The sequence below is a fragment of the Aureimonas sp. AU22 genome, assembly GCF_001463745.1.
Taxonomy (GTDB): Bacteria; Pseudomonadota; Alphaproteobacteria; order Rhizobiales; family Rhizobiaceae; genus Aureimonas.
In genome coordinates, this window is sequence record NZ_BBWJ01000018.1 from 65,484 (window position 1) to 89,397 (window position 23,914).

A 23,914-nucleotide genomic window follows, 5' to 3' on the forward strand; every position below is an offset into this window, starting at 1 on the left:
CGGCGGAAAGGCAAGGCGGCGGGCCGGAGCCCGCCGTCATGATCCGGGGCCGACGCCGAAACGCGGCGCCTGGCGATCCTTACTTCAGGACGTAGGGCAGGAGGCCCAGGAAGCGGGCACGCTTGATCGCCTGGGCGAGAGCGCGCTGGTTCTTCTGGGAGACCGCCGTGATGCGGGACGGAACGATCTTGCCGCGCTCGGAAATGTAGCGCTGCAGGAGACGGACGTCCTTGTAGTCGATCTTCGGCGAGTCGCCCGACGCGAACGGGTCGGACTTGCGACGGCGATGGAACGGACGGCGCGTGGGGAGCTGGGCGATGTCGACCATTTACGCGGCCTCCTCGGTGCGCGGACGGCGGGGACGATCGTCGTCGTCGCGGCGCGGGCGGTCCTCGCGGCGGGGGCGATCGCCACCGTCACGGTCGCCACGGCGCGGACGGTCGTCGCGCTTCTGCATCATCGCGGACTGGCCCTCGTCGTGCTCTTCGACGCGGATCGTGATGTAACGCAGGATGTCCTCGTTGAAGCGCATCTGGCGCTCCATCTCGTCGACGGCCGCGGACGGCGCATCGATGTTCATCAGCGTGTAGTACGCCTTCCGGTTCTTCTTGATCCGGTAGGTGAGGGTCTTCAGACCCCAATTCTCGACCTTGCCGACCTTGCCGCCATTGGCCTCGAGCACGCCGCGGTACTGTTCCACGAGTGCTTCGACCTGCTGGCCGCTGATGTCCTGTCGGGCAAGGAAAACGTGCTCGTAAAGAGCCATGGCGTTTGCCTTTCCATCGGTTGCGCATTTGCCCGGCGACAGCGGCTAAGCCTCTGCGACTCTCCTGTTGGCTCCGCTAGGGAGCCGGTGGCGGAAAGGCGCGTCGATAGAGACGGTCGAGAGCGGGAACACGGGAAGTCGGATGGGCGAAACCCAGTCCATCGGCCCACGAATGGACCGCCTTCCGTTCAGCCCCCGGCTGACGCTCGGGCAATGACGGGTGAGGCCATAACCGAAACCACGCGCGGAAGCAAGGCGCGCCTCGAGCGCATCACGCCGACGCTTCGTCGCCGACCGGGCGCCGCGATCCCAGGGGGGGCGGTCCGGAGTCGCGGAAGAACGCCCCCTGCGCCCGCATCCGGCCGAGCCCGCGCAGTCGCTCCCATTGTTCGGCCGTCTCGACGCCGTCGGCAGACATCTCGATGCCGAGCTTCTGGCACAGCATCCACACCGCGCCGACCAGTGCCTCCGCGTCGGCATTGCCCAGCATGCGCTCGGCGATCTTGCGGTCGAACTTGAGCCGGCCGATTCCCAGCGAGCGAAGATAGCCGAGATCGGGTCGCTGCGAGCAGAAGCCGTCGATCACGATCCGCACGCCGGTTTCGCTGAGGCGCTGGATGGCGGCGACCAGTTCGTCGTTTGGCGAAAGGACCGAAATTTCCGCGATCTGGACCTCGAGCCGCCCCGGCGATAGCCCATGCTCCGTCAGTGTCCGTGTCACGGCGTCCGCCGTGTCCGGCCGAAGCAAGGTGCCGACGCCGATCGTGACGGCGATGTGCGGGCAGTCCCACCCGCCCGCTCGCCGCGCGGCGAACTGCGAGATAGCTGCCTTGATCGTCCAGAGATCGAGAAGCTGGCCGAGGCCGGTCTCCTCCGCCAGTGCCAGGAGTTCCTGCTGCGTGACCTGACGCCCGCTGCGATCGTTGGTCCAGCGGATGGAGGCTTCCGCGCCGTCGATCGTGCCGGACTGATTGTCGAACTGCGGATGGAACTCGAGCTCCAGCCGGTCGTCGGCGATGGCGAGAACGAGATCGGCCTGCATCAGGCGCCGGTTGAGAAGGGCCTGCTCCTGCTTCGGATCGAAGCAGGCGATATTGCCCCGGCCGGCACGCTTCACATCGTAGAGCGCGAGGTCCGCGGCCCGATGCAGGGCGTCGCGATTGGAGCCGTCGAGTGGACCGGACGCGACGCCGACGGAACAGCCGATCGCGATCTCGTGCCCCAGCACCGTCATCGGGCGACGCATCTCCTCGACGATCCGGCGGCCGATGGCGAGCACTTCTTCGCGCGGCACTCCGTCCACGAGCACGAAGAACTCGTCCCCGCCGAACCGGAACACGTGCCCGGCGTCGCCGACGGCGAGGCGGATACGGTTGGCGGCCTGGCGAAGCACCATGTCTCCCATCGCATGGCCGTGGATGTCGTTGACCTCCTTGAAGCGATCGAGATCGAGCGCCATCGCGTGGACTTCTCCGGTCCCCGCCCGAAGCTGCTCCTCAAGGAGATCCCATATCGATTGGAGCAGCGTCCGGTTGCCAAGACGCGTCAGCGGGTCGTGATGGGCGAGGAACTCGGCGCGTTCGGTTTCGCGCTTGAGGGCCGTGATATCGGTCAGGCTCAGGACGAAGTCGGTTTCGTCGCCCGCTTGGAGCGTCGCGACGTTCACCATCACCTGGCGGTGACATTCCGGTCCCGCGACGATCGCCTCGAACTGGTGGCCCACGTTCAGGTGCTCTTCCAATTCGCCCCCGTCGATCGGACAGAGGGTCTCGGCGAGGTTCGTCGTCTCGCCCGTTGCGCCGAACAGCGCATGCGCGGCGTCGTTGGCATAGAGCAGCGAGGCGTCGGCCTGCAGCACCAGTACGCCGACCGGAACCGTTCCGAGGATGTCGAACTCGTGGTGAGTGGTCTTGGTCGACATGAGACCGCGACCACCACGCCCGGCATGATCCGTGCGATGCGTCACTCGATTCGCTCCCTGCTTCCGTATTCCCGGCCTTTGCAGCCTTGCGTCGTGCCGCACGGCGCCGGAACGCATTCGCGGACGGGTTCGTGCCCGGGACTGACGCAACGTAAAGGCGGCAGGGTTTCCGAGACCTTAACGCGGTGACGTGCGTTCGATGGCTGACCGAGGCTCGATCCGCCCCGGCGGATCGCGGCTTCGCCTTGACAGTCCGCGCCTGGCTGCCCACTACCCGATCGACGAGCAAACAGGGAGGCCGCGATGTCGCTTGCCGTGATTTTTCCGGGACAGGGTAGCCAGATCGTCGGCATGGGGCGGGAGCTCGCCGACGCCTACCCGGAAAGCCGCCGGGTCTTCGAGGAAGTCGACGAGGCCTTGGGCCAGAAGCTCAGCGACATCATCTGGAACGGCCCCGACGACGCGTTGACGCTGACGGCGAACGCCCAGCCGGCGCTGATGGCGGTGTCGCTCGCGACCCTTCGCGCGATGGAAGCGCAAGGTTTCGATCTCGGCGCCTCGGCGCAGTTCGTGGCCGGCCACTCTCTCGGCGAATATTCGGCTCTGGCGGCAGCGGGTTCCCTGACGATCGCCGATGCCGCGCGGCTCCTGCGCATCCGCGGCGACGCGATGCAGGCCGCCGTGGCGCCGGGCGAAGGCGCGATGGCCGCCATCCTCGGCCTCGATCACGAGACGCTGCAGGCGGTCTGCGCCGAGGCCGGGCAGGGTGGCGTCTGCCAGATCGCCAACGACAACGGCGGCGGTCAGATCGTGATCTCGGGCACCAAGGCGGCCGTGGAGCGCGCGATGGAGGCCGCACAGGCAGCCGGCGCCAAGCGGGCCATCGCGCTGGCGGTGTCCGCGCCGTTTCATTCCATGCTGATGCAGCCGGCGGCCGATCGCATGGCGGAAGCGCTGAGCACGGCCACGCTCTCGGCGCCGAGCGTGCCCCTGGTGGCGAACGTCCTGGCATCGGCGATCGCCGATCCGGAAGAGATCCGGGCGCGGCTCGTGGAACAGGTGACGGGCCAGGTTCGCTGGCGCGAAAGCATGACCTATCTGGCGGACGGCGGTGTCGACCTCCTCCTCGAGGTGGGCAGCGGCAAGGTCCTGGCGGGTCTCGCCAAGCGCATCGACGCGCGCCTTTCGGCGCTCAGCGTCGGCAAGCCCGCCGACATCGAGGCCGCGATGGCGCGTCTCGGCTGATACGAACCCAACTGGAAGGAAGCGGCACATGTTCGACCTCACCGGCCGCAAGGCCCTCGTCACGGGCGCCAGCGGCGGCATCGGCGAAGCCATCGCCCGCACCCTCCACCAGGCTGGCGCGACGGTCGGCCTGCACGGAACGCGGCGCGAGAAGCTGGAAGAGCTGGCCGGCACGCTTGGCGAGCGGGCTCACGTATTTCCCGCCGACCTCGGCGACCGCGAGGGGCAGGCGGGGCTTGCGGAGACGGCCGACAAGGAGCTCGGCGGCGTCGACATCCTCGTCAACAACGCCGGCATCACCAAGGACGGCCTCTTCGTTCGCATGTCGGACGACGACTGGGATCGCGTGATCGAGGTCGATCTCACCGCCGTGTTCCGCCTGACGCGCGCCCTGACGCATCAGATGATGCGCCGTCGCTATGGCCGGATCGTCAACATCACCTCGATCGTCGGCGTGACCGGCAATCCGGGGCAGGCCAACTACTGCGCCGCCAAGGCCGGCATGATCGGCTTCTCGAAGTCGCTGGCGCAGGAAATCGCGTCGCGCAACGTGACCGTGAACTGCATCGCCCCCGGCTTCATCGAGAGCGCCATGACCGGCAAGCTCAACGAGAAGCAGACGGACGCCATCATGGGCGCCATCCCGATGAAGCGCATGGGCCAGCCTGCCGAAATCGCTTCGGCCGCCCTGTATCTCGCGTCCGAGGAAGCCGCTTACGTCACCGGGCAGACCCTGCACGTCAACGGCGGCATGGCGATGATCTGAACCCCGCTTGGCCAGCGCGCTGTGGCCATGCTAAGCCGCAGCCCTCGCCGAGTTCTCGAATCCCTCCACATCTCAAGGGTGCGGGGCGAGACCAGCGCCGACAGGGTAACGCTTGATTAACGGAACCCCGGCGTCTAACGAAACGGCGAAAGCCATCTCAACAGAGGAATGACCATGAGCGATACCGCTGAACGGGTGAAGAAGATCGTCGTCGAGCACCTGGGCGTCGAGCAGGAGAAGGTTACCGAGAACGCTTCGTTCATCGACGACCTCGGCGCCGACAGCCTCGACACGGTCGAGCTCGTCATGGCGTTCGAGGAAGAGTTCGGCGTCGAGATTCCGGACGATGCGGCCGAGACCATCCTCACGGTCGGCGATGCCGTGAAGTTCATCGAGAAGAACCAGGCCTGACGAACGGGCGGGCTTGCCCGCCCCTGTAAGCAAGAGTTCGGAATGAGACGAGTCGTCATAACCGGCGTCGGTATGGTCAGCCCCCTGGGGGCGGGTGTCGATGTAACCTGGAAGCGTCTTCTGGAGGGCCGCAGCGCGGCCCGACGGGTCGAAAGCTTCGAGGTTTCGGACCTGCCCTGCCAGATCGCCTGCCAGGTCCCCCGCGGGGATGGCGCCGACGGCACGTTCAATCCCGACCTCTGGATGGAGCCCAAGGAGCAGCGCAAGGTCGACGATTTCATCGTCTTCGCCGTGGCCGCTGCCTCCGAGGCGCTCGATGACGCCGACTGGCATCCCGAGAGCTACGACGACCAGTGCGCCACCGGCGTGCTGATCGGCTCGGGCATCGGGGGGCTGGAAGGCATCGAGCGCCATGCGCTGATCCTGGCCGAAAAAGGCCCCCGGCGGATCAGCCCCTTCTTCATTCCGGGCAGCCTGATCAACCTCGCATCAGGCCACGTCTCCATCCGCAACGGTCTCAAGGGGCCGAACCATTCGGTGGTGACGGCGTGCTCGACGGGTGCGCACGCGATCGGCGACGCTGCCCGCCTTGTGATGCTCGGCGATGCCGACGTCATGGTGGCCGGCGGCGCCGAGTCGCCCGTCGGCCGGCTGTCGCTCGCGGGCTTCGCGGCCTGCCGCGCCCTGTCGACGAGCTACAACGACGATCCCGCGGCCGCCTCCCGTCCCTACGACAAGGGGCGAGACGGGTTCGTGATGGGCGAGGGCGCCGGTATCGTCGTTCTCGAGGAACTCGAGCATGCGCGCGCGCGCGGGGCCCGGATCTACGCCGAACTGATCGGCTATGGGCTGTCGGGCGACGCGCATCACATCACCGCTCCGGCCGAGGATGGCGACGGCGCCTATCGCTGCATGAAGGCGGCGCTCAAGCGCGCCGGCATCACGGCGGATCAGATCGACTACATCAACGCCCACGGAACCTCGACGCCGCTCGGCGACGAGATCGAGCTGCGGGCGATCGAGCGGCTGCTCGGCGATGCGGCATCGAAGATGTCGATGTCATCAACGAAGTCCGCGATCGGGCATCTTCTGGGTGCGGCCGGCGCGGTCGAGGCGATCTTCGCAACGCTCGCGATCCGAGACAACGTGGCGCCGCCCACGCTGAACCTCGTCGATCCTTCCGTCGAGACGAAGATCGATCTCGTTCCGCTGAAGAAGCGCGAGAGGCGGATCGACATCGCCCTGTCGAATTCGTTCGGCTTCGGCGGCACCAACGCATCCGTGGTTCTTCGTCGCTACGAAGGCTGAGGCCTTCCGGCTTTCGCCACAATCGGATGCTGCTACCTCCGGACGATTCCGGCGGGGCGAGCGTTCACGCGCACCGGCAGACAGGCTGATGGAAGCGCGACCGATGGGCGCCTTCCCGCAAATGGCAAAGGGAGGTCTGGCGTGACCCACGGTCCCGACGAGCAGTTCCAGCCGACAGGCGAGACCCCGCAGCGCAAGGGCAAGCCGCGGCGGCGATCCCGTCATGCCCGCAACGGTTTCGTCATCCTCCTGAACTTCGCCTTCAGTCTGGCGATCGTGGCAGCCGTTGGCGGCGGGCTGGCGCTGTACTGGGGCAAGCAGCAGTTCGACGGACCAGGACCCTTGCAGGCGGAGTCGACCTATCTCGTCGCGAAGGGTAGCAATCTGGCGGACACCGCCAACGGTCTGGCACGAGCCGGGATCGTCGGGGACGCCCGCGTCTTCGAATACGGCTGGCGCCTGACGTCGCTCGACGAAAGGATGAGCGGCAAGACGGACACCGGCCTGAGGGCCGGGGAATACGGGTTCGCGCCGGGCGCGAGCATGCGCAGCGTGATGGAGACGCTCCAGAACGGAAGGCCGATCCAGCATGCGGTGACGATCCCGGAAGGGTGGACCGTTCACCAGATCTACGCTCGGCTCCAGGCCGATCCGATCCTTGTCGGCGACATGCCGCCGATGGTGGCGGAAGGGACGCTGCTGCCCGAGACCTACACGTTCACCCGCGGCATGACCCGCGCTGCGATGGTGGATCGAATGAAGGCCGCGCAATCCGAGCTCCTCGACGAGATCTGGAAGGGGCGGCAGGATGACCTTCCCGTCAAGGACATGGGCGAGTTCGTGACCCTGGCTTCGATCGTCGAGAAGGAGACGGGCATCGCCTCGGAGCGACCGCATGTCGCGTCCGTCTTCATCAACCGGCTGCGGGAGGGCATGCGGCTCCAGTCCGACCCGACGATCATCTACGGGGTGTGGGGCGGGGCGGGAAAGCCTTCCGACGAGCCGATCCGCCAATCGCACATCGCGGGCGCGACACCCTACAACACCTACGTCATTCGAGGCCTGCCGCCGGGACCGATCGCCAATCCGGGGCGCGCCTCGCTGGAAGCCGTGGCTCACCCCCTGGACACGCGGGACCTGTATTTCGTGGCCGACGGCACGGGAGGCCACGCCTTCGCGCGGACGCTCAACGAGCACAACGCCAACGTCCGGCGCTATCGTCAGATCGAGCGCGATGCGGCTGCCGCGAGAGCCGAGGCGGGCGCGGCCGAGGAAACGCCGGCGGTTGCACAGTAGGGCTCGCACCGTCGCGGTGACGGAGTTCGTAGATGAATGAGGTGGCGATGCCCGTGAGCAGCATGACGGGCTTCGCCCGGGTGGAAGGCGAGACGCGGGACGCCGCCTTCGTCTGGGAGCTTCGGTCCGTCAACGGCAAGACGCTGGAGGTTCGCCTCCGCTTGCCGCCCGGGATGGAAGGCCTCGAGGGAGAGGTGCGTCGTCTCGTCGGCGCTCGCCTGTCGCGCGGCAACGTCCTTGCTTCGCTCAGCGTGCGACGCGTCGAAGACGAAGCGCCTCCTTTCGTCATCCATCGCGAGATGCTGGACGCCGTCTTGCGCCTTTCGGGCGAGCTCGTCCGCGACGGCCATGCGACGCTTCCGACGGCAGATGGCCTGCTTGCCCTGCGTGGCGTCATCGACGTCGCCGAGCGCGTACCCAGCCCGGAAGAGGCGGCGTTGCGTCAGCGCGCCGTGCTGGCGGGGCTTGAAACCACCATCGAGCAACTTGTTGCCGCACGCCAAGCGGAAGGGCGCCAGCTCGCCGCCATCCTGGAAGCGCGGATCGCCGAGATCGAGGTGCTGGTCAATGCGGCCGAGCGTGATCCCAGCCGCGATGCCGCATCCATCCGCGAACGTCTCGCCAGGCAGTTGTCGACCTTGCTGGACGGATCCTCCGGGCTCGATCCGGCGCGGCTCCACGCGGAAGCCGCCCTGATCGCCACGCGCGCCGACATTCGCGAGGAACTGGACCGGCTGCGGGCGCACATCCATGCGGCCCGGGAACTTCTGGACAAGGGCGGACCGGTCGGTCGGCGGCTCGATTTCCTCGCGCAGGAATTTAACCGCGAATCGAATACCGTGTGTTCCAAGTCCAATGCGACATCGTTGACCGCCATCGGCCTCGAGCTGAAGGTCGTCGTCGACCAGCTTCGCGAACAGGTTCAAAATCTCGAATGAAACTTTCGGCCGACATCGAATCCCCCATCTCGATCGCGCGACGCGGCCTGATGCTGGTGATCTCGTCGCCTTCGGGTGCCGGCAAGTCCACCATCGCCCGCAGTCTCCTCGAGCAGGACCCGCGGTTCTCGCTGTCGGTCAGCGTGACCACCCGCCAGCGGCGGCCGAGCGAGATCGACGGGGTGCACTACCACTTCATCTCCCGCGAGGAGTTCTTCCGCCTGCGCGACGGGGACGCTCTGCTCGAATGGGCCGAAGTCCACGGCAATCTCTACGGCACGCCGCGCGAGGCGGCCGAGAAGGCGATGCGGGAAGGGCGGGACATGCTCTTCGACATCGACTGGCAGGGTGCCCTGCAGCTTCAGGAAAAAGCGAAGAGCGACATCGTCTCGATCTTCATCCTGCCCCCCTCGATGAGCGAGCTGAAGTCGCGCCTCTTTCGACGGGCCGAAGACTCCAGCGAGACGATCGCCATGCGTCTGCGCAACGCCAAGGTCGAGATCGAACGCTGGCGGGATTATGAATACGTCGTCATCAACGACGATCTCCAGCGCGCCTTCTCGGCCGTCCTCTCGATCGTGAACGCGGAACGGCTGCGCCGCGACCGGCGGCCGGGGCTGTTCGACTTCACCTCCGTCCTCCTAGAAGAAGCGTCGGCCGATATCGGCAAGCTCGACGGCGTCTGACGGCTTCAGCCGTCGAGGGCGTTGGCGAGCGAGACGAACTCCTGGACGGAGAGCGTCTCGGCGCGCCGCGTCGGGTCGATCCCGACGCGCGCGAGGAGCGCTTCGCCGCCGACCGGCTTCAGGCTCTGGCGCAGCATCTTGCGACGCTGGCCGAAGGCGGCAGCCGTGACCCGCTCGACATCCGCCAGACGCGCTTCGATGGGCGTCAGCTTCGGCACGACGCGAACGATGGCGGACGTCACTTTCGGGGGCGGCGTGAAGGCTTCGCGCGAAACGTCGAAGAGGATCTCGGCGTCGGTGCGCCAGCCGCAGAGCACGCCCAGCCGCCCGTAATGGTCGTCGTCCGGGCCCGCCACGATCCGCTCGGCGACTTCCTTCTGGAACATCAGGGTCAGGTCGGTCCATCGCGGCGGCCACGTCGTGCCGGTGATCCAGTTCAGGAGCAACTGCGTGCCGACGTTGTAGGGCAGGTTCGCGACGATCTTGTACGGACCTTCGCAAAGCCGGTCCGGATCGATCGCCAACGCATCGCCTTCCACCACGTCCAGGCGACCGGGATAGTGGCTCGCGATCGCGGCGAGCGCCGGCAGGCAGCGTTCGTCCTTCTCGATCGCGATCACCTTGCCGGCCCCGTGGGACAGGAGGGCGCGCGTCAGTCCTCCCGGGCCCGGGCCGACTTCCACCACCGTCGCGCCCTCAAGGGGCAGAGCCTGACGGGCGATGCGGCCGGTGAGGTTGAGATCAAGGAGAAAGTTCTGGCCGAGCGCCTTTCGCGGATCGAGGCCGTGTGCCTCCAGCACCTCCCGCAGCGGTGGCAGACCGTCGAAGGCGGTCATCGAGCGTTCGCGTCCTCGTCTGCGCCCGCGCCGATCCCGGCCATCCGCCCAGCGAGCCGCACCGCCGCGATGAAGCTGTTCGGTCGGGCGGCGCCCGATCCCGCGAGATCCGCCGCCGTGCCATGATCGGGCGAGGTGCGAATGATCGGCAGGCCGAGCGTGACGTTGACCGTCTCGTCGAAGGCGAGCGTCTTGGCCGGGATCAGCGCCTGGTCGTGGTACATGCAAAGCGCCACGTCGTAGCGCGCCCGGGCTTCGGGATGGAACATCGTATCGCCGGGCAGAGGGCCGACGACGTCGAAGCCTTCGGTGCGCAGGATCTCGACGGCCGGACGGATCACGGCCTCGTCTTCCCGTCCGATGGCGCCGCGCTCGCCCGCATGCGGGTTGAGTCCGGACACGGCGAGGCGAGGCCGTTCGAGACCGAACCGGGTCGACAGGTCGCGCGCCACGATCCGCGCGGTCGACAGGATGAGTTCTTCGGTCAGTGCCGCCGGCACGTCCGCGAGCGGGATATGGATCGTGACGGGCACGCACGATAGATCCGGCCCGGTCAGCAGCATCACCGGCTGGCAGGCCTCGCCGGTCAGATTGCCGCACAGCTCCGCGAGGTACTCGGTGTGACCAGGATGTCGGAAGCCCGCGTCGTAGAGCGCCTTCTTGTCGATGGGATTGGTGACGAGCGCGGATGCCGCTCCGTCGAGCACCAGCCGGGTGCCCCGGTCGATCGCCTCGATCGTCCCAGCCGCGTTTGCGGGATCGGGGCGTCCCGGCCCTTCCGAATGCGGGTTCACGAGCGGCAGGATGTCGAGGAACCGCGGATCGGAACCGCACTCGTCCGGTCGGCCGATCGTGCGAAGCTGCACGTCGAGCCCGAGGCGCTCCGCGCGGCGGGCGACCATTTCGGGGTCTGCGATCAGGAACAGCCTGGGAAGGTCGAGCGCCTCGCGACGAGCGAAGGCGGCCAGCGTGACGTCGGCGCCGACGCCGGACGGCTCGCCGATCGAAATCGCAAGCGGGCGCGGAATGCTGGAGGCGGACACGTCAGCGACGGACGATCGTCGCCTTTTCCTTCAGCTTGGCGAGGAAGTCCTTGTCGGGCTCCTTCTTGCCCATCGCCGCCAGGTCCTTTTCCTGGAACACCATGGCCGCCACCTGGTCGTCGGAGACCGTGCGCGTGTCGCAGATCGCGATCAGTTCCACGCCGCGCTCGGTGGCCTGCGGCTTGGTCGCGCGACCGCGCGTCGTGTTCATGATGTCATCCTTCCACCGCGGCGGAAGTTCGGGCTCGGCCACGCGCCCGAGGTCGCGCACCGTCACGTCGCGCAACCCGCGCGCCGTGTCGTAGGTGGCCTGACAGCTCGTGAAGCGCTGGCGCAGGTTGTTGGCTTCCGTCATGCGACGGTCGAGCTGCGCGCTGCGCTTGTCGTTGGGGACGACGAAGATCACCTGCTGAAGCGTGTACTCGGTCACCTTCGGCTTGGCACCGCCGTCCTGCAGCATCCGCTGCACCACATCCTGCTCGGACAGGCGCTCCGTCTGGCGGACATTGGCGATGACCGCCTGGCCCCAGCCCATCTGCACGCGGATGTAGTCTTTGAAACCCTGCGCCGAGAAGCCGGCCTGCGAGAGCACCTGCGTCAGCTGCGCCTCGGTCAGCTTGTTGTCCTTCGCGAAGCGCGCGAAGGCTTCGTCGACGGCGGCATCGGGGATGCTGATGCGGCGGCGTGCGATCTCCTGGCGCTTGATCGCCTCGTCGATCAGCTCGTCCGTGGCCGCCTGGTTGCCGCCCGGCGTCCGGCGCAGCTTCAGGAAGGCGGCGCGCTGCTGGATCTGATAGGAGGTGATGGCCTGCTTGTTCACCACGACCTTGATTTCGGACGCGGCCAAGCTCGCAGACGACAGCGATGCCACGCCGGCGAGCGCGAGGGGCGAGGCCAGCAGCGAACAGACCGCCAGACGGGTGGCGAAGGAACGTGCGATCATGGCCTGTCGTGTCTCCCGGTTGACGGTCGTATCGCCCGTGCGAAATCGAATGCGGCGATCCCTAGCGTCGAGCTTTGGCGAAACGATGGTCTTCTAACCGCAATCAGCCGCCGCTTCCAACCCCGAAACCGAAATCGGCGTCCGCAAGCGTGCGCAGCGCAAGCTTGAACAAGACCTTCGACTCGGACGACTGGAGGTTGTAGCGGTCGTTCGTGTTCTGGTACTCGGCGATGAGCGAGAAGCACTCGTCCGCGTACCCGACGCCGAAGGATCGATTGATCACGGACTCGTTCTCGATGTCGTAGGAGATCGAACCGAAGGTCCGGATCTGGTCCGTCACCTTGAGCGAGGCCGAGGTCGTGATCTGGTGGCGATCGTCGGGGAAGCTGTAGATCGGCTGCGCGCTGATCAGCGAGTAGGTCACCGCCGTGTCGAGGCGGCCGATCGTGACGCCGCCCATCACATCGGCACGGTTCACGTCCAGCGTTTCTTCGTCGAAGCGACCCTGCGCGCCGACATTGATGCCGTAGGGCGTCGAGAGGGCGATGGCGGATACGTAGTCCGATCGATCCGTCTCCAGACCCGACTCGAAACCGACGAGCGCGTAGTCGAGCTGCGCATACGGGTTTTCGCCCGCCAGATGGAAGGACTGGCCGACAAGCGCGTCCAGCGTGTAGCCCGCACCGAAGACGCCGCTGTACTGGACGCCGACATTGGCCCGCGTGCCGCCTTCGATCCGGTCGTAGCCGGAGAACTTGTCTTCGTCGAAGAGGTTCGACGCATTGAAGACGAGGCTCTGCGCGTCTTCGTTGGGCAGGCGGCCGGCGTCCATCTCGTCCGGGCGCAGCAGAAGCTGGGCGATCGGCGTGATCACATGCTGGGTATTGGCCGTCTCGATCAGGTAGGGGTAGCGCGCTTCAAGGCCCGCGGTCGCCATCGCGCGGCCGCCTGCCTCGTCCACCTCGACCCCACCGAGCCCGAGCGCGGTCCCGTCGGCATAGCCGGTCGCGCTCATGTCGGCGCGATAAAGGTCGCCGCGACCCGAAAGGAAGGGCGTGAGCTGCAGACCGGCATCCGTGGTGTAGGTCTGGCGCCAGCGCGCGTCGAACGAGGCGCGCGAATAGTCACCCTCCAGCGCGTTGCGCCGGAAGTAATCGGTGCGGAACGGGAAGGTCGAGCCTTGCTCGCAGATGCCCGACACCGTGAACTCGTCCTGGCAAAGGAGAAGGAAGCCGGGGCTCGTCGCATTGCGCGACAGGTTGGTGACGTTGACGTTGTATTCCACCTGACCGCCGAGGACCGGCTCGTCCTCGATCCGCTGGTAGTCGAGCGTCGGCCAGACATAGGGCTGAACGCGTTCGGTCAACGTGTTCTCGGTCTGGACATCGAACTTCTGCCCCCGGAGGTCGAAGAAGCTCTGGTCGCCAAGACCCGTCAGGTAGACTTCCGACGTGCGGTAGATCTGCGAGAAATTCTCGATCTCGTAGACGTTGGAGAAATTCGCGTCCGTCTGCGCGAGGATGTCCCAGCCGAAGGTCCAGCGCTCGTTCAGCGCGAAGCGGCCGGTCGTCCCCACCATGCCACGCGCGTCGTCGACCGGATCGGTGAAACCGGTCACATTGTCGGACCGGAAGTCGTTGAAGCGATCCGGGTCGGACTGGCTGATCCCGGCGGTCTGGAGTGTGATGTAGCCGTTCTCGAAGGCCTTGCGGTACTCCGCCTCGGCCAGGAAGCCCTGCTCGACGAAGTAGGTGCCGGCCACGGTCGCGTCCGACGATTCGTCGATCGCGAAGTAATAGGGGATCCGGACACCGAAGCCGGTCTTGTCGGACGACTTGAACGACGGTGCCAGGAGGCCGCTCTGACGGCGAACGGTCGGATCCGGCGAAGCGAAGTAGGGCAGGTAGGCCAGCGGTTTGCCGAACAGCTCGAATCGCGCGCCGTAGTAGCGCACGACCTTCGCATTCTGGTCCCAGACGATGCGCCGTGCCTTCACCTGCCAGAGCGGGGGACGATCCGGGTCCTTCTCGCAGGCCTCGCACGCCGTGTAGACGCCGCGTTCGAACGTCGTCACCGCGCCGTCTCGGCGCACGGCTTGTCCGGCCGCAAAGCGCGTGTTGTCGGGCGTCTCGATCCGCAGCGCCTGGACGAAGCCGTTGGCGAAATCGTCGGTAAGGTCGATCGAGTCGGCATAGATGCGGTTGCCCGTCGGCTCGACGAGTTCCACGTCGCCCGAGGCCACAAGCCTCCGGCTAGCCTGGTCGTACACGATGTCCTGGGCGACGAGCTTGTAGGACCCGTAGTCGATCTGCACGCCGCCGGCGGCGCGCACGACCTGCTTGTCGCTGTCGTAGGTGACCGTATCGGCCTCGAGGAAGAGCTGCGTGCCCTCGGGCACGGAAACCGAGCCGCCGAGATCGCCGAGCGAAGCCTGCGCCAAGGCAGGCGAAGCCGAGGCGAGGGCAGCCATCGCCACGCCCGCCAAGAGAACGCCCTTCGCCTTCGACCAGCCCCCGGTCTCGGCACGGCGCGGGTTCCCCCTCGCTGTCATACTAGCCATCCTCCTGATGGAGCAGGATCGTCGTCCCGAACAATCCTGCCGCCACGACCGGGAACCACGCCGCCAGGACGGGCGGAACCACGGAATTGCTCCCCAGCGCCTGCGCGAGGAAAGTAACGACGTAAAGCACGAAGCCGGCCGCGATGCCACTGACGATCATGCGCCCGGACTGACCGATGCGGGTGTAACGCACAGCTACCGTAGCTGCGACCAGAACCATGGCCACGAAAAGGGCCGGGCGCGCGATCAGCGCGTTGAAACGCATGGCGAAGGCGTCAGCGTTGTAGCCGAGGCTGCGCGCGATCTCGATCTTCGGCGCCAGTTCCCAGATAGAGATGGCCTCCGGGTCGGCGAGCCGCTGCTCGATATATTCCGGCAGCAGCGTGGTCGGGATGACGCGCTCGCCTTCGTTGACGGGCGGCGAGCCGATTCGCGTGACGCTGGCGTTCTCGATGTGCCACGCGCCATCGCGCAGCCGCGCGACTGGCGCGTCGATCCGCTCGCGCACCACCCCCTCGTCGTTCAGGATGAAGGCGGTCACGCTCCCGAGCGTCGCACCGCGATCGGCGACGATCTTGGCTCCGATGATGGATTCGACGCCCTGGCCGACCTGACGCAGCCAGGGGGCGCGGTCCGTCGAGTTCTGCATCGAGCCGGCATTCGACGTCTGCAGCTGCGCCGACTTGGCCTGGGCGTAGGCGGCGAGCGGGTTGTAGACCGCAACGGAGGCGACCCCGATCAGGAATGCGCCGAACGCGAAGGGCGCCAGCATCTGCCAGACGGAGACGCCGGCCGCGCGTGCGACCACCAGTTCCATCTTCCGGTTCAGCGAGACCAGCGTGAAGATGGCCGAGAACAGGATGATGAACGGGAAGGCCTGTTCGATGAAGGCCGGAACGCGCAGCGCCGAGATCGTCGCGATGGTCTCGAAGCCGACGTCGCCGGGAAGGCCGCGGCGGCTCACCTCGATCATATCGACGAGGTAGACGAGCGCGAACACCGCCACGAAGGTCGACAGGAAGCTGACGAGGAAGCGGCGAAAGAAATAGAGGTTGAGCGTCCAACGCTTCATGCGCCGGCCGCCTTTCCGGCCGCGGTGCCGGGAAGCAGCCGTTTCGCGCGCTCGCGCAGCCAGAGCGACGCGTCGGAGATCGCCCGGACGGCGCGCGTCTCGCTGACGTTCACGTTGCGCCAGAGGAGCCAGAGATCGAGCGCGATGGCGCCGAGCGGCAGCCCGTAGGCCAGGGCCGTGTAGCGAGGATTGCTGCTGATGAGCGAGAGCGAGACGAAACCACCGGCCTTGAGGAGAAGCGCACCGCCAAGACCAAGCGCCATCGCGGGCCCGGGTCCCTGCCGGTTGGTGCGCGGATGGCCTGCGACGATCAGCGACCAGAGCGCGAAGGCAATGGGGTAGAGCCAGTCCGTGCGCCGCTGGGCGAGTTCCTCGGTGAAGCGATTGGGATGGAGCTGGTAGACCCGGTCGTTCGGGTCGGGATTGAGGAGTTCGCGGGTCGAGCGCTCCGACATGCGGACCCAGTCCCGCGTTTCCACCGGACGCAGGTTCGCGAGGTCGAAGGCATAGGTCTGGAACTCGATGATCGAGACCGAGCTGTCCCCGTTGCGTTTGCGATGCAACTGTCCGTCGTCGAGCACGAGGTAGGACTGCCCCTCGCGTTCCACGATGGACGCCTCCCGGGCGAAGTAGGTGAGGTCCAGCGCCGGGTCGCGCGTGTCGGCCAGGAACAGGCCGCGCACGTTCGGCCCTCGCGCCTCGTCGATGCTCATGACGAGGCCATCCTGCACCTGCTCGAACCGTCCGGGCTGGAGGAAGAGGCTGATGGCGTCCGCGTTGATCGACCGGATGCCGTTCTGGAAGGCGCTGGAGGCGGCGGGACCGACCACGTGGGAGTTGAACAGGACGAGCCCGGAGGCGACCGCCGCAAGCACCAGGATCGGCTTGCTGATCACGGTGCGAGAGCCGCCGGACGCCGCGATCACGGCGCGCTCGGAATCGGCGTTCAGGGAATTCAGCGTCTGCACCGCGCCGATCAGGAGCGCGAAGGGGAGGACGCCGGAGGCCAGGTCCGGCATCAGCATCAAGGCGATCCAGAAGATGTCGCCCGCTGCCGTGGCGGTCGTGCGCACGATGTCCAGCCGCTGCAGCACCTGCACGATCCAGACGATCAGAACGAGCGCCGTCAAGGACCCCGCCGTGTAGGCGAGGGCGCGGCGAAAGATGTATCGTTCGATCAGCTTCATGCCCTGGTCGTCTCAGCAGTCCCGTTCAAACCGCCGTTCTCCGGCGCGGCACCGAACCGCGCGGTTCGACATATCTGGCCGCCGTAGACTGAGCCAGCTTGGCTAAAGAAGGGCGAACAAACATGGTTAACGCTTTGCGCCTCCGACGACGACCCTTGCAATGCAACACTCCGTCACCAGAATGACAGCCGAATCCCCAGCCGCCGGTGCCCAAGCCCCGGCGTGTCGATAGCGCATCGGAGACCGCATGTCCGTCCAACCCACCATCACCTTCGCGCCTCTCCGAATGCCCGAAACCGGCACGCTCGTCATTCTGGCCGGTGCCGAAGGCGCGCTGCCCGCGGGCGTGCCCCAGGGCGTGGTCGAGCCGCTTCAGAAGGCGATCGCGGTCGCGAAGTTCAAGGGCAAGGACCTGTCCACCGTCGAGGCCATCGCGCCGAACGGTTCGTCGCTCGATCGCATCGTCGTGATCGGCACCGCCGGCGACAAGCCCTTCGGGGAGGAGGAATGGCTCCGGCTCGGCGGCACGATCGCCGGCGGCACCAAGGGCGACGGGCCGGTCACGGTCTGGGGCGACGGCGCGGCGACGCCGGCGACACCCGCCGACCTTGCGACCATCGGTCTCGGTATCCTGCTGCGCTCCTACAAGTTCGACCGTTACAAGTCGAAGAAGACCGCGCCCGGCGAAGAGCCGGAGAACGAAGCGGCTCGCAGCTACACCATCGCCGCCGCCGCTCCGGAAGAGGCGCGTGTCGCCTTCGCCGTGTCGCAGGCTGTGGCGGACGGCGTGATGCTCGCGCGCGACCTCGTCAACGAGCCGGCCAACGTCCTCACCACGACCGAATACGCCGCGCGCATCGAGGCGCTCGCATCGACCGGTCTGGACATCGAGGTGCTCGATGAGGCGCGGATGGACGAACTCAAGATGCGGGCGCTCCTGGGCGTCGCGCAGGGGTCGCCGATGCCGCCCCGCCTGTGCATCATGCGATGGAACGGCGGGCCGGAGGGCGAAGCTCCCGTCGCCTTCGTCGGCAAGGGCGTGATCTTCGACACCGGCGGCATTTCGATCAAACCGGCCGCCGGCATGGACGAGATGAAGGGCGACATGGGCGGCTCGGCCGCCGTCGTGGGACTGATGCGCGCGCTGGCCGGGCGCAAGGCGAAGGTCAACGCCATCGGCGTCGTCGGTCTGGTGGAGAACGCGGTGGACGGAAACGCCCAGCGCCCCGGCGATATCGTGACCGCCATGTCCGGCACCACGATCGAGGTGCTCAACACCGATGCGGAAGGCCGGCTCGTCCTCGCCGACGCCCTTTGGTACACGCAGGACCGCTTCAAGCCGAAGTTCATGGTGAACCTCGCGACGCTGACCGGCGCCATCATCGTCGCGCTGGGCAACCATCACGCCGGTCTCTTCTCCAACAACGACGAGTTGGCCAACCGCCTTCTGGCGGCGGGTCTCGAGACCGGCGAGAAGGTCTGGCGCATGCCGCTCGGCAAGGAATACGACAAGCTCATCGAGGGCAAGTTCGCCGACATCAAGAACATCGGAGCCGGCCGCGCGGCGGGCGCCACGACGGCCGCCCAGTTCCTCCAGCGTTTCGTCAACGACGTGCCGTGGGCGCACCTCGACGTCGCCGGCACGGCGATGGGCTCGCCCGCCAACGAGTACAACCAATCCTGGGCCTCGGGCTTCGGCGTTCGCCTTCTCAACAAGCTGGTGGAAGAGCACTACGAGGCGCGGTGAGCGCTCCATGGCCGAGGTGCTGTTCTATCATCTGACCGAAAGCCGCATGGAGGACTCGCTCCTGGATCTCCTGGAGCGGTCCCTCGCGCGTGGCTGGCGCGTCGTCGTCCAGGCGGCGACGCCGGAGCGGCGCGACGCGCTGGACCAGCACCTCTGGACCTACAAGGACGACAGCTTCCTCCCCCACGGCTCGGATGCCGAGGGGGGCGGGGCACTGCAACCCATCCTTCTGACGGTCGAGCCGGAGCAGCGTGCCAACGATCCGCATGTCCGCTTCATGGTGGAGGGCGCCGTGCCTGACGACCTCGCGCCCTACCAGCGCGGGGTCTACCTGTTCGACGGGCACGACCCGGACCAACTGGCGACCGCGCGCGAACGCTGGAAGGCGGAGAAATCCGCCGGCCATACGGTCACCTACTGGCAGCAGACCGAGGATCGGCGTTGGGTGAAGAAGGCCTGACGCCCTTTCAGATCGTGGTTCCGTCCACGAAGTTCAGCACCGCCGTGGCGTAGCCGTTGGGGTCTTCCAGCGGGGCGGAGTGGCCGACGGACGGAAGAATCAGGAGTTTCGCGCCGGGGATCGTGGACGCGAGATACTCGGTGTGCGCGCGGCTGATCGCTTCGTCGTGCTCGCCGATCGCGATCTCGGTCGGGACCGGAATGCCCTCGAGTTCCGCCTGAGAGAAGTTCGGCTCGTTCGCCCAGAGCGCCTCGATCTCCTGTCGCACGTCGTCGTAATGGCGCAGTTCCGGACGGTTCGGGTCGTCGGGCTTGTAGGCGAGGGAGCCGTCCGGCGTAGCGTTGGCGGCCTGCACGAAGAGCCGCGACAGGCGCTCGGGATGGCGGATCGCGATGTCGAGCCCGATGATCCCGCCGTCGCTCCAACCGACCAGCGCCACCTTGGGGATGTGGAGGACATCGAGCAGGGCGAGGTAGTCGTCCGCCATCAGGTCGTAGGTGATGACATCGTCCGTGCTCGACGAGCGGCCCTGTCCGCGACTGTCGGCGACGATGACGCTGTGATGCTCCGACAGGGTCCCCAGCTGCGCGCGCCAGACGCGGCTGTCGGACAGGCCGCCATGGATCATCAGGATCGGGGGCCCTTCGCCGTAGACGCGGAAGAAGAGGTTGATGCCGTTCACGTCGGCGAAGCCGGTCTGAACGGGGATCGGCTCTATGAACCCGCGGCTCTGAGGCTCGTCCGCCGGAAACGCGGACAGCACGAGCAGGGCGAGAACCGCCGAGAGAAGAGGACGCCGCATCACGAACCGCCCGCTGGGCGACCGGAACCGAATACTCGCCGCCAACACGAAGAAGCTAGAGCCGACGATGCGTCATCTCAAGGATTCGTGCACCGTTTATCAACGATTTTCAGTCCGCCATAGCGGCGTCGTGTTCCTCGGTGAACTGCAGCCACTCGGCTTCGCACTTCTCCAACGTCTTTTCGGCTGCGGATTTCTGCCGCCCGAACTCCGCCGCCTTGCCGGGGTCCTTCGTGTAGAGCGCAGGATCCGCAAGCTTTTCGTCGAGGTCCTTGATCGTCGCCTGAAGGCGGGACATCTGGATCTCGAGCGCAGAGATCTTTTTCTTCAGGGGCTTCAGAGCATCCCGCTTCTCGGCAGCCAGACGCCGCTGGTCCACCTTCGAGACCGCCTGGACCGGCACCTCGTTGACGAGTTCGCCCTGATTGCCGCCGCCCGCCCGCGCGCCCGAGAGGATCAGCTTCTTGTAGTCGTCGAGATCGCCGTCGTAGCGCGACACGGTGCCGTTGCCGACGATCCAAAGCCGGTCCATCGTCGCCTCGACCATATGGCGATCGTGGCTGATCAGGATGACGGCGCCGGGAAATTCGTTCAGGGCGTGAACGAGGCTTTCGCGCGCCTCGATGTCGAGGTGGTTGGTCGGCTCGTCGAGGATCAGGAGGTTGGGTGCGTCGATGGTCGCAAGACCCATCAGCAGGCGTGCCTTCTCGCCGCCCGAGAGCGAGTCGGCGACCGTGTCCATCTTCTGCGTCGGCAGGCCCATCTGGGCCACGCGTCCGCGAACCCTGGCCTCCGGCGCGTCCGGCATGAAGCGGCGCACGTGCTGGACCGCCGTCTCGTTGGGGCGAAGGTCGTCGATCTGGTGCTGCGCGAACATCGCGATCTTCAGCCCCGGTGCCCGGGTCATCGCACCCGCCTGCGCCGTCAGCCGGTCGGCGATCAGCTTGGCGAAGGTCGACTTGCCGTTGCCGTTGGCGCCGAGCAGCGCGATCCGGTCGTCGGCATCGATGCGGATGTCGAGCCCGCGCAGGATCGACCGCTCGGGCGTGTAGCCGACCGAGACGCCTTCCATGCGGATGATGGGCGATGCGAGCACCTTCTCCGGCTTCGGAAAGACGAAGGGCGTGACGTGCTCCTCGACGATCGCCTGGAGGGGCTTCATCCGCTCCAGCGCCTTTAGGCGCGACTGCGCCTGCCGGGCCTTGGAGGCCTTGGCGCGGAACCGCTCCACGAAGGCTTCCATGTGCTTGCGCGCGGCATCCTGCTTGGCGATCGCCTTGCCAAGAAGCTCCATCTTCTCCGCGCGCTGGCGCTCGAAGCTGTCGTAGTCGCCGCGGTAGAAGACGAGCTTCTTCTGGTCGAGGTGGATGATCGCGTTCACCGCGTTGTTGAGAACGTCGCGGTCGTGGCTGATGATGAGCACGGTATAGGGATAGCGGGAGACGAAATTCTCCAGCCAGAGCGTGCCCTCGAGGTCGAGATAGTTCGTGGGCTCGTCGAGGAGCAGCAGGTCGGGGCGCGAGAAGAGGACCGCCGCCAGCGCGACCCGCATGCGCCAGCCGCCCGAGAAGGACGAGACGGGACGCGCCTGGGCGGCCGCATCGAAGCCGAGGCCGTCGAGGATCGCGGCCGCGCGCGCCTCCGCAGAATGGCTCTCGATGTCCGCAAGCCGCAGGTGCACCTCGGCGATGCGTTGCGGATCGGTCGCCGTTTCCGCCTCCTGCAGCAGCTCCACGCGCTCCAGATCGGCGGCGAGAACGACTTGCAGCAGCGACTGCTCGGTGCCCGGCGCTTCCTGCGCCACCTGTCCGATGCGCGTGTTGCGCGGCACCGACACGCCGCCGGTCTCCGACGCGAGGTCGCCGGTGATCACGCGGAAGAGCGTGGACTTGCCCGCGCCGTTGCGCCCGACGAGACCCGCCTTGGTGCCGGCGGGGATCGACAGCGTCGCGTGATCGATCAGAAGGCGCCCGGCGACGCGGGCAGACAGTTCGGTGATCTGAAGCATGGCGGGCTTTTGCCATGTTTGCGAAAAACGCGAAAGACCGGCTGGTCGGACTTCACCCCCGGCCCGTCTCGCGCAGGAACGCCACGAGGTCCATGCCCGGCGCCGGAAGCCCGAACCCCGTCAGCACCGCATGCGCCTGTCCGCGATGGTGTGTCTGGTGGTTAAAGACGTGGAGCAGCGTCGGGCCGAGCCGGCCTTCGATCGTGCCGGGCTGCGACAGGGGAGAGTAGCGCACCGTCGCAGCAAGGTCGGCTTCGCCGAGCCCGGCGACAAAGGTCCCGATCCGCGCATCCTCGGCCTCGCGCGCGACCCGCAGCGGCTCGAAGGCTTCGAACAGCGTCGCATCGAGCCGGTCCGGTGCATCCCCGGCACCGGTGAAGCGGCGCAGCCAGATCCGGTCGGCGCACAGGATATGGTTCAGCGTGCCACGCATGGAGCGGAAGAAGACGCCGCGATCCTCCGCGAATTGCTCCGCCGACAGCACGGCGGCGCTTTCATAGAGGCGCCGGTTGGCCCAGGCGTTGTAGGCGCCGAGCGTTGCGAACTGTTCGTGGTACAAGGCGGGAGCCCTCCAGCCGGGAGAATCGCCGTGACCATACTGCTTTACGACCTCGTCGGCAGCGATCCGTCGCGCCCGTTCTCGCCGCATTGCTGGAAGGCGCGCATGGCGCTGGCGCACAAGGGCCTCGGCTTCGAGACGGTGCCGGTGCGGTTCACGGAGGTGGCTGACGTCGAGGGCGGGGGCGGGCGCACCGTGCCGGTGATCCGAGACGGCGCGCATGTGGTGCAGGACAGCTTCGCGATCGCCGAATATCTCGACGACGCCTATCCCGAGCGTCCCTCCCTGTTCGAAGGGCAAAGCGGTCGGGCTCTGGCGCGCTTCGTCGAGAGCTGGTCGCAGCGCACGCTGCACCCGGCCATCGTCAAGGCGACGATCCTTGAGATCCATGATCTGCAGGACAAGGAAAACCGGGCCTTCTTCCGCGCCAGCCGGGAGCGCACCTTCGGCAAGCCGATCGAGGCGGTGCAGGACGGGCGCACGGAAGAGAAGCGGCAGGCGGTGTCGAAGGCGCTGGAGCCGCTGCGCGCGACGCTGCGCCGCCAACCGTTCCTCGCGGGCGAGGGCCCGATGTTCGCCGACTACATCGTCTTCGGCGGTTTCCAGTGGCTGCGTTGCGTCTCGACCTTCGCGTTCTTCGAGGCGGACGATCCGATCCGCGACTGGTTCGAGCGATGCCTCGATCTGCATGGCGGCATTGGTCGCAGCCTGCCCGCTGCCGCTTGAGCGCGCCTGCGCCTTGCCGCCGGGCGGGGGCACGGCTATAGACCGCGCCATCTTCAGCCCTTTGACCCAAGGATAACGGCCAATGGCGATCGAACGCACCTTCTCCATGATCAAGCCCGATGCGACCCGTCGCAACCTCACCGGCGCGATCACCAAGATGCTGGAAGAGGGTGGCCTGCGCGTCGTCGCTTCCAAGCGCGTCTGGATGAGCCGCCGCGAGGCCGAGGGCTTCTACGCCGTCCACAAGGAGCGTCCCTTCTTCGGTGAGCTGGTCGAGTCGATGTCGGCCGGCCCGACCATCGTTCAGGTGCTGGAAGGCGAGAACGCCATCTCGCGCAACCGCGAGCTGATGGGCGCGACCAACCCGGCGCAGGCCGCCGAGGGCACGATCCGCAAGGTGCACGCCCTTTCGATCGGCGAGAACTCGGTGCACGGGTCGGACGCCGCCGAGACCGCTCGGGAAGAGATCGCCTACTGGTTCTCCGAGACCGAAATCGTCGGCTGATCTCGATCGCCCATCGATGAATCACAGCGCCGGCCCTCTGGGCCGGCGTTATCGTTTTTGGAACGCCGCACGGCTTCAGTCGTGGTCGAAATGATGTGCCCGTCTTTTCCCATCCGTCCGTGCCGCCGG

Annotated in this window: 23 protein-coding genes; 11 read left to right on the plus strand and 12 right to left on the minus strand. The window is 66.9% G+C overall.

Annotated elements, in window-relative coordinates:
* Positions 1-79: 79 nt before the first annotated feature.
* From rpsR to AUL34_RS07325, 3 genes are all read right to left on the minus strand, one after another.
* Complete coding sequence (gene rpsR, locus AUL34_RS07315) at positions 80-328, minus strand: 30S ribosomal protein S18 (RefSeq protein ID WP_055884193.1); 249 nt, start codon at positions 326-328, stop codon at positions 80-82.
* A complete protein-coding gene (rpsF, locus tag AUL34_RS07320; protein ID WP_061932729.1) occupies positions 329-766 on the minus strand; it encodes a 30S ribosomal protein S6 in 438 nt (145 codons plus the stop codon).
* 271 nt (positions 767-1,037) lie between these two features.
* Entirely contained in the window at positions 1,038-2,732 is a 1,695-nt protein-coding gene (locus tag AUL34_RS07325; protein WP_156420825.1) for a bifunctional diguanylate cyclase/phosphodiesterase, read from the minus strand.
* A 258-nt stretch (positions 2,733-2,990) separates the two neighbouring features.
* Between AUL34_RS07325 and fabD the strand changes: the two genes are divergently transcribed.
* The 7 genes from fabD (at position 2,991) to gmk (ending at position 9,337) form a co-directional block, all read left to right on the plus strand.
* Positions 2,991-3,932, plus strand: coding sequence for an ACP S-malonyltransferase (fabD, locus tag AUL34_RS07330; RefSeq protein WP_061932731.1), 942 nt, complete (start codon positions 2,991-2,993; stop codon positions 3,930-3,932).
* 28 nt (positions 3,933-3,960) lie between these two features.
* A complete protein-coding gene (fabG, locus tag AUL34_RS07335; protein WP_061932732.1) occupies positions 3,961-4,698 on the plus strand; it encodes a 3-oxoacyl-[acyl-carrier-protein] reductase in 738 nt (245 codons plus the stop codon).
* A 174-nt stretch (positions 4,699-4,872) separates the two neighbouring features.
* On the plus strand, positions 4,873-5,109 hold the full coding sequence (locus AUL34_RS07340) for an acyl carrier protein (protein WP_026358398.1): 237 nt from the start codon (positions 4,873-4,875) through the stop codon (positions 5,107-5,109).
* 42 nt (positions 5,110-5,151) lie between these two features.
* Complete coding sequence (fabF, locus tag AUL34_RS07345; protein ID WP_061932733.1) at positions 5,152-6,417, plus strand: beta-ketoacyl-ACP synthase II; 1,266 nt, start codon at positions 5,152-5,154, stop codon at positions 6,415-6,417.
* 141 nt (positions 6,418-6,558) lie between these two features.
* On the plus strand, positions 6,559-7,713 hold the full coding sequence (gene mltG / locus AUL34_RS07350; protein ID WP_061932734.1) for an endolytic transglycosylase MltG: 1,155 nt from the start codon (positions 6,559-6,561) through the stop codon (positions 7,711-7,713).
* Positions 7,714-7,775: 62 nt separating this feature from the next.
* Complete coding sequence (locus tag AUL34_RS07355) at positions 7,776-8,651, plus strand: YicC/YloC family endoribonuclease (protein WP_370539032.1); 876 nt, start codon at positions 7,776-7,778, stop codon at positions 8,649-8,651.
* Positions 8,648-9,337: a guanylate kinase gene (gene gmk / locus AUL34_RS07360; RefSeq protein ID WP_061932736.1), complete on the plus strand. Its 690-nt coding sequence runs from the start codon at positions 8,648-8,650 to the stop codon at positions 9,335-9,337. The genes AUL34_RS07355 and gmk overlap by 4 nt, the downstream gene beginning before the upstream one ends.
* Positions 9,338-9,342: 5 nt before the next feature.
* On the opposite strand, the gene rsmA is transcribed toward gmk, so the two are convergent.
* The 6 genes from rsmA to AUL34_RS07390 form a co-directional block, all read right to left on the minus strand.
* Positions 9,343-10,173: a 16S rRNA (adenine(1518)-N(6)/adenine(1519)-N(6))-dimethyltransferase RsmA gene (rsmA, locus tag AUL34_RS07365; protein ID WP_061932738.1), complete on the minus strand. Its 831-nt coding sequence runs from the start codon at positions 10,171-10,173 to the stop codon at positions 9,343-9,345.
* The gene (gene pdxA, locus AUL34_RS07370) at positions 10,170-11,216 is read right to left on the minus strand and encodes a 4-hydroxythreonine-4-phosphate dehydrogenase PdxA (protein WP_061932740.1); all 1,047 of its coding nucleotides are present in this window, start codon (positions 11,214-11,216) and stop codon (positions 10,170-10,172) included. The genes rsmA and pdxA overlap by 4 nt, the downstream gene beginning before the upstream one ends.
* Before the next feature lies 1 nt (position 11,217).
* Positions 11,218-12,159, minus strand: a complete 942-nt coding sequence (locus AUL34_RS07375) for a peptidylprolyl isomerase (RefSeq protein WP_061932741.1) — start codon at positions 12,157-12,159, stop codon at positions 11,218-11,220.
* 103 nt (positions 12,160-12,262) lie between these two features.
* Complete coding sequence (locus AUL34_RS07380; protein WP_061932742.1) at positions 12,263-14,710, minus strand: LPS-assembly protein LptD; 2,448 nt, start codon at positions 14,708-14,710, stop codon at positions 12,263-12,265.
* Position 14,711: 1 nt separating this feature from the next.
* Entirely contained in the window at positions 14,712-15,791 is a 1,080-nt protein-coding gene (gene lptG / locus AUL34_RS07385; protein WP_061932749.1) for an LPS export ABC transporter permease LptG, read from the minus strand.
* Positions 15,788-16,978: an LptF/LptG family permease gene (locus tag AUL34_RS07390; protein ID WP_061932750.1), complete on the minus strand. Its 1,191-nt coding sequence runs from the start codon at positions 16,976-16,978 to the stop codon at positions 15,788-15,790. Before AUL34_RS07390 ends, lptG begins: the two co-directional genes overlap by 4 nt.
* A gap of 247 nt (positions 16,979-17,225) precedes the next feature.
* Here AUL34_RS07390 and AUL34_RS07395 point away from each other — a divergent pair, with 247 nt between their 5' ends.
* Both AUL34_RS07395 and AUL34_RS07400 read left to right on the plus strand, forming a co-directional pair.
* On the plus strand, positions 17,226-18,725 hold the full coding sequence (locus AUL34_RS07395; protein ID WP_061932751.1) for a leucyl aminopeptidase: 1,500 nt from the start codon (positions 17,226-17,228) through the stop codon (positions 18,723-18,725).
* A 7-nt stretch (positions 18,726-18,732) separates the two neighbouring features.
* Entirely contained in the window at positions 18,733-19,185 is a 453-nt protein-coding gene (locus AUL34_RS07400; RefSeq protein ID WP_061932752.1) for a DNA polymerase III subunit chi, read from the plus strand.
* A 7-nt stretch (positions 19,186-19,192) separates the two neighbouring features.
* On the opposite strand, the gene AUL34_RS07405 is transcribed toward AUL34_RS07400, so the two are convergent.
* The 3 genes from AUL34_RS07405 to AUL34_RS07415 all read right to left on the minus strand — a co-directional run bounded on the left by AUL34_RS07405 (position 19,193) and on the right by AUL34_RS07415 (position 22,554).
* Positions 19,193-19,987 (minus strand): alpha/beta fold hydrolase, encoded by a 795-nt coding sequence (locus AUL34_RS07405; protein WP_061932753.1) that lies wholly within the window; start codon positions 19,985-19,987, stop codon positions 19,193-19,195.
* Between the two features lie 109 nt (positions 19,988-20,096).
* Positions 20,097-21,995: an ABC-F family ATP-binding cassette domain-containing protein gene (locus tag AUL34_RS07410; protein WP_061932754.1), complete on the minus strand. Its 1,899-nt coding sequence runs from the start codon at positions 21,993-21,995 to the stop codon at positions 20,097-20,099.
* Between the two features lie 52 nt (positions 21,996-22,047).
* Entirely contained in the window at positions 22,048-22,554 is a 507-nt protein-coding gene (locus tag AUL34_RS07415) for a DinB family protein (RefSeq protein WP_061932755.1), read from the minus strand.
* A gap of 30 nt (positions 22,555-22,584) precedes the next feature.
* On the opposite strand from AUL34_RS07415, the gene AUL34_RS07420 reads away from it, so the two are divergent.
* Entirely contained in the window at positions 22,585-23,280 is a 696-nt protein-coding gene (locus tag AUL34_RS07420) for a glutathione S-transferase family protein (RefSeq protein WP_061932756.1), read from the plus strand.
* Between the two features lie 82 nt (positions 23,281-23,362).
* Complete coding sequence (gene ndk / locus AUL34_RS07425) at positions 23,363-23,785, plus strand: nucleoside-diphosphate kinase (protein ID WP_061932763.1); 423 nt, start codon at positions 23,363-23,365, stop codon at positions 23,783-23,785.
* The last annotated feature ends 129 nt before the right edge of the window (positions 23,786-23,914 follow it).

What these genes read in the sequence shown, in the direction of transcription:
- rpsR (WP_055884193.1), bottom strand. Translation starts at nt 328, where the DNA reads ATGGTCGACATCGCCCAGCTCCCCACGCGCCGTCCGTTCCATCGCCGT.
- rpsF (WP_061932729.1), bottom strand. Translation starts at nt 766, where the DNA reads ATGGCTCTTTACGAGCACGTTTTCCTTGCCCGACAGGACATCAGCGGC.
- fabD (WP_061932731.1), top strand. Translation starts at nt 2,991, where the DNA reads ATGTCGCTTGCCGTGATTTTTCCGGGACAGGGTAGCCAGATCGTCGGC.
- fabG (WP_061932732.1), top strand. Translation starts at nt 3,961, where the DNA reads ATGTTCGACCTCACCGGCCGCAAGGCCCTCGTCACGGGCGCCAGCGGC.
- AUL34_RS07340 (WP_026358398.1), top strand. Translation starts at nt 4,873, where the DNA reads ATGAGCGATACCGCTGAACGGGTGAAGAAGATCGTCGTCGAGCACCTG.
- fabF (WP_061932733.1), top strand. Translation starts at nt 5,152, where the DNA reads ATGAGACGAGTCGTCATAACCGGCGTCGGTATGGTCAGCCCCCTGGGG.
- AUL34_RS07355 (WP_370539032.1), top strand. Translation starts at nt 7,776, where the DNA reads ATGACGGGCTTCGCCCGGGTGGAAGGCGAGACGCGGGACGCCGCCTTC.
- gmk (WP_061932736.1), top strand. Translation starts at nt 8,648, where the DNA reads ATGAAACTTTCGGCCGACATCGAATCCCCCATCTCGATCGCGCGACGC.
- rsmA (WP_061932738.1), bottom strand. Translation starts at nt 10,173, where the DNA reads ATGACCGCCTTCGACGGTCTGCCACCGCTGCGGGAGGTGCTGGAGGCA.
- AUL34_RS07375 (WP_061932741.1), bottom strand. Translation starts at nt 12,159, where the DNA reads ATGATCGCACGTTCCTTCGCCACCCGTCTGGCGGTCTGTTCGCTGCTG.
- AUL34_RS07380 (WP_061932742.1), bottom strand. Translation starts at nt 14,710, where the DNA reads ATGACAGCGAGGGGGAACCCGCGCCGTGCCGAGACCGGGGGCTGGTCG.
- lptG (WP_061932749.1), bottom strand. Translation starts at nt 15,791, where the DNA reads ATGAAGCGTTGGACGCTCAACCTCTATTTCTTTCGCCGCTTCCTCGTC.
- AUL34_RS07390 (WP_061932750.1), bottom strand. Translation starts at nt 16,978, where the DNA reads ATGAAGCTGATCGAACGATACATCTTTCGCCGCGCCCTCGCCTACACG.
- AUL34_RS07395 (WP_061932751.1), top strand. Translation starts at nt 17,226, where the DNA reads ATGTCCGTCCAACCCACCATCACCTTCGCGCCTCTCCGAATGCCCGAA.
- AUL34_RS07400 (WP_061932752.1), top strand. Translation starts at nt 18,733, where the DNA reads ATGGCCGAGGTGCTGTTCTATCATCTGACCGAAAGCCGCATGGAGGAC.
- AUL34_RS07405 (WP_061932753.1), bottom strand. Translation starts at nt 19,987, where the DNA reads ATGCGGCGTCCTCTTCTCTCGGCGGTTCTCGCCCTGCTCGTGCTGTCC.
- AUL34_RS07410 (WP_061932754.1), bottom strand. Translation starts at nt 21,995, where the DNA reads ATGCTTCAGATCACCGAACTGTCTGCCCGCGTCGCCGGGCGCCTTCTG.
- ndk (WP_061932763.1), top strand. Translation starts at nt 23,363, where the DNA reads ATGGCGATCGAACGCACCTTCTCCATGATCAAGCCCGATGCGACCCGT.